Raw genomic sequence first — 4,323 nt, forward strand, 5'->3', positions numbered from 1 at the left:
CAACGGTCGGTGGTGACGGCCTTTCCGGTCCGCTCCTCCACGACGGTGTGCAGGTCGCCGGTCTGCCGGGTGGTCAGCGTACGGCGGGCCATGGGCCGGGGCCGGCGGTCCTCCAGCACGACCTTCGCGACGTGCGGGGAGAAGAGCTGGAAACCCTTTGGGAATTCCTCGCGCGGTTCGCCGTGGTCCTTGGCGCGACCGCCGTGCATGTCCCGGCCCAGCCGGTCGTCGGCCCCGGGGAGCAGAGGCAGTCGAACGACCGTGGTGGCCCAGTCCAGCAGCTCGTCCAGGACGTGATCGGCGGCGCGCTCGGCCTGGACATCGAGAGGGCGGGCCATCCGCAGCACGGGGGCGTCGAAGTTCGGGCCGTAGCGCTCTGTCACGCCGCCTACGGCCTTGATCTGCTCGTACGACCAGGCGCGGTCGAATCCGAAACTTCCTCTGCTGCTGAAGAATTCAGGTGCGTCGGTCACCACGAGGACCGATTTCACGCCTACTCCGAAGCGCCCGATCTGCCCTCCACGCTTCTTCGACATGCTCATTCGAAGAATTGTCTCCGCACCCTCCGGGGTAACCGGATTACCCTCGTTCGCGCAGTACAAATGGGTGTCCGTGAGGATGATGTAAACACGTCCACCCGGCTCGTCTGCCATTTCGTCCGCCGCGTTCTGGACGAGTTCGAAGAGCTGGCGGTCGCCATATCCGCCCTGGGTGATCCGGCGTTCACCATTGGCGTGCTCGGCCACGAGGCCGGGGTCCACCGCGTAGGTCTGCAGCACGCGTGAGGACTGTTCGAGAACGGTTTGGACTACGGAAGAGGACGTAGGCGGCACTGCTCTGCACTCCTGAGTCGTGAAAGTTCGAGTGAAATGTTCAGCGATGGGTCCGGCCGCGCCGGCCTCATCGAAGCCGGCGCGTGCCTGCCGTGGTGCTGGTGCATTGGCGTCACAGTGCCTTCGCAGGCGGGAAGGCGTTGGGGATTCCGGACCGTCGAGAGGAAACGGCTAGGGCTGTGACCTGCGCCTTTGCCTGCCTCGCTCTCAGGTCGTGGGGAACTCATCCGACGGCAGACCGGAAATCCTGCCGTCGGGGAGGTCCTTCTCGGACAGGTCGCGGTCCTGGAGAATTGTCGCCACCTCGGTCTCAGCCTTGGCCGTGTTGATTGCCAGTTCGAATGAACTCATCTCCCGAGATGAAAACAAAAAGTCGTTGTATCCCTGTTCAATCATGAATGGCACGCCCCTATCCAAGTTGCACAGGGGTAAATTGGAGTACACGTCCCCCCGCGGAAATTGCTGACATCAAGCGTGAATCTCTCGCCGAGATTCTTGTTGGCTGAGAACATTAACGGGCGTCGGTCCGGTGTCGCCAGCCCTTTCATCGAAATACTTCTGCGGTGGAGTGGCGACTTGGTGTGCGCCTCGGTCTCCGATAAGGGGTTGAATTTGGATATACTTCTCCCCGGGTCGCCCAGCCCTCCCGATTTCGGAATTCGTGAGCGAGATGGGGTCCCCATCGTCAACAACCGTACCGAGGGTCACTCGAAGGTGCAACCCCAACTCGCCTTTTCCTAAAGGGAGTTGATGGCTCCATGTATGGAACTTCCCCATTCAGGGGGAGACTTGGTCATTCCGGGCAACTTGGACACTGGGTCCAAGGGGTTCATGTGATGAGGTCGATCAACTGCTGGTTGACGCTCCCTTGCGCGTCAAATTAGCCTCGTGGTCCACAACACACACGATCTGCATGGACTCCGAGGAAGAGCAGGTGACGCGTGGAGACAGGTGAGGAGTTCGGGCCTTGGCTGGCCCGACAGCTCAAGCTCGCGGGGAAGACACAGGCCGAACTGGCCGACGAGCTCCAGCTGACTCGGGCCGCCGTGTCCGCGTGGATCACCGGTAGGTCGACTCCTCGCCCGAGCGTCATGACGGACATCGCCAAGGCACTCGGCACGGACGTGGGTACGGTGCACACCCGCACCACCGACACCCAGGCCGGCCTCCCGGTCACCTGGTACCACCGTCCCGGTTACTCCGACGGCGGTCGTGACCTGGGCAATGCCGCTGCCTTCGCCTTCGACGCCGACGTGCAGGTGCTCGCCCGTGAGACCTGCCAGAACAGCCTGGACGAGCGCCTTACGGAGAACGGTCGCCCGGTCCGGGTCCGATACACCCTGCACGAGCTCACCGGTGAGGCCCTGGACTCCTTCCGTGAGGCGATCCTCTGGAACGATCTGTTTCCGCACTACTCCGCTGTCTCGGAGGTCGCCGGTGACCAGAAGGTCGGTCGGGTCGTGGACGCCGGGGTGCGCGACATGTACGAGAAGGGCCGTCTGGTCCTGCTGCGTGTCGACGATTACAACGCCTCCGGGCTCATCGGCGACGACTACGCGGACGGCAAGTTCGCCGCCGTGGTCAGACGTCAACTGGAGAGTCTCAAGTCCGGCCCTGGAGCCGGTGGTTCGTACGGCTTGGGCAAGGCGACGCTGTGGGCCACCAGCGCGCTCGGACTCGTGCTCATCAACTCCACCCTGTCCGTGCCTCACGAGGGACGCACCGAGCGACGGGTCATCGGCCGTCTGGAACTGCCCTGGCGCGAGGTGGGCGGCGAGCCGTACGCGGGCCCCGCATGGTTCGGGCGCCCCGACCCCGATTCACCTGGTGCCATGGTCGCCCGTTCGTGGTGGGCGGACGAGGAGACCGTGGCAAGCCTGCATCTGGCCAGGGATAGTGACGAACCCGGTACGTCCTTCCTCATCGTCGGCGCGCACGACGTGGCGAGCCTGGAGGGGGTCACGTCCGACGCCGATGACGAGTCGATCGGTGACGAGGAGGGCGACGAGGACACCCGTGACATCCGCAAGATGCACGGCCGTCTGGTCGAGGCGCTCGGGCGCGACTTCTGGGCGGCGATGACCGGCGGGGGCAACAGGCTCCCCCTTCTGGAAGTCTCTGTCCGTGCCCTGCGGAACGGCAAGGAGGTCGTGCCGGAGAGGCAGGTGGACCCGTCCGTCGAGCAGCCGTCCCGGACCCGTGCCCTCAGGGCGCACTACGAGGGCACCACCGTGGATCGCCTCACCGAGGCAGGGCAGGTGGCGGCGCGGAGCGTGCCGCTCAAGCTGCCGCTCTCCGGCGGCGCTCACGGGACGCTCGGTACCCACCAGGCGGTCCTGTTGGTCACCGAGGCCGAGGGGGACAGGGACGGCGACGGGGGGAAAAACCAGGTGCACTCGCTGCGCGGCAACCGCATGACGGTCAAGAGGACCGGGGTTCAGAGGTTGCCGCTCGGGACCAATCCCTTCCAGGCCGTTCTGTTGGTGGGCGAGGCGGCCGGGGAGGCTGCCCCCTTCGCGAAGGAGGCCGAGGAATTCCTGCGTGCGGCGGAGCCGCCTGAGCACGACCGTTGGGGACAGACTGAGGAGCTGACTCTGCGGTGGTCCCCGTCCGCGTATCGGCGCATCAGCGCCTTGACGGCCGAGGTCAACAACGCGGTCAGGGAACTTGTCGCACGGCCGAAGCGCAGCAGCCGCGAGGGCGGGGAGGCCGTGCGCAAGGCGTTGACCGTGAAAACCAAGCCCAAGGCCAAGGCAACCGCCGGGCCCGTGGTTCCGGTGCTGGACGGACTCGACGCGACGATCGGGGACGGAGGGGAGTGGCAGATCACCGCAGAGGTGAGCATCCCGCGTGGTGACGAGGTCGTCCCGATGGTGCCGCTCGCCCAGTTGGACGTGCGCTCCGGAGGCCGCCCGAAGCTGGACTGGGCGGAGCTCGTGGCCGTCGAGGGCTGTGAGGTGGAGGACGGGACGCTGCGCTTCACCCCCGGTGTGCGTCGCGCCAAGTTCCGAGGGTTCACCGATGTCACCAGTCACCCGGTCAGGACCACGCTCACCCGGCTCGTCCTCGAACTCCGTGCCGGCAAGGGGGAGTGACGCGTGAAGATCTACCCGTACAAGAGGCTCAACCGGCCGATCTCCCTCAGGGTGACTTCGGTCTCCCTCAGGCTTTCCGACGGTACCCGCGATCATTTGGAGACCACCGCGTACTCGTCCCAGCAGCAGGCCGTCGCGCTCGGCATCGGTGGTCACACGGACTGGGTGAGTGCGACGATCGGCCTCTCGGCGACGCTGCCACCCGGGGCGAACGCGCCGGACGCGGTGTGGTCCGATCTGTGTGTCCTCGCCGTCGTGACGGACGGCGAGACGAATGTCCGCACGTCCACCTCGCTCACGTGTGACAAGCAGGACGGCCGGGATTGGTCGGGCTCAGTGGAAGTGCTCCGAGACGACCACCTGGGGCGAGCCTCCCTCGCGGTGTACGCCGTCGG

At 65.8% G+C, this 4,323-nt stretch carries 2 protein-coding genes and 2 pseudogenes; 2 read left to right on the forward strand and 2 right to left on the reverse strand.

Going from position 1 to position 4,323, the window contains the following annotated elements:
• Both AB0O67_RS36725 and AB0O67_RS36730 read right to left on the reverse strand, forming a co-directional pair.
• Positions 1–833: pseudogene (locus AB0O67_RS36725) on the reverse strand (ATP-dependent helicase); the annotation flags it as partial.
• 207 nt (positions 834–1,040) lie between these two features.
• On the reverse strand, positions 1,041–1,184 hold the full coding sequence (locus AB0O67_RS36730) for a hypothetical protein (protein WP_365460267.1): 144 nt from the start codon (positions 1,182–1,184) through the stop codon (positions 1,041–1,043).
• A gap of 590 nt (positions 1,185–1,774) precedes the next feature.
• Here AB0O67_RS36730 and AB0O67_RS36735 point away from each other — a divergent pair.
• Both AB0O67_RS36735 and AB0O67_RS36740 read left to right on the forward strand, forming a co-directional pair.
• The gene (locus AB0O67_RS36735; protein ID WP_365460270.1) at positions 1,775–3,928 is read left to right on the forward strand and encodes a helix-turn-helix transcriptional regulator; all 2,154 of its coding nucleotides are present in this window, start codon (positions 1,775–1,777) and stop codon (positions 3,926–3,928) included.
• A 3-nt stretch (positions 3,929–3,931) separates the two neighbouring features.
• A pseudogene (locus tag AB0O67_RS36740) lies at positions 3,932–4,323 on the forward strand (hypothetical protein); the annotation flags it as partial.

This window comes from Streptomyces sp. NPDC086077, assembly GCF_040686175.1.
GTDB lineage: Bacteria > Actinomycetota > Actinomycetes > Streptomycetales > Streptomycetaceae > Streptomyces.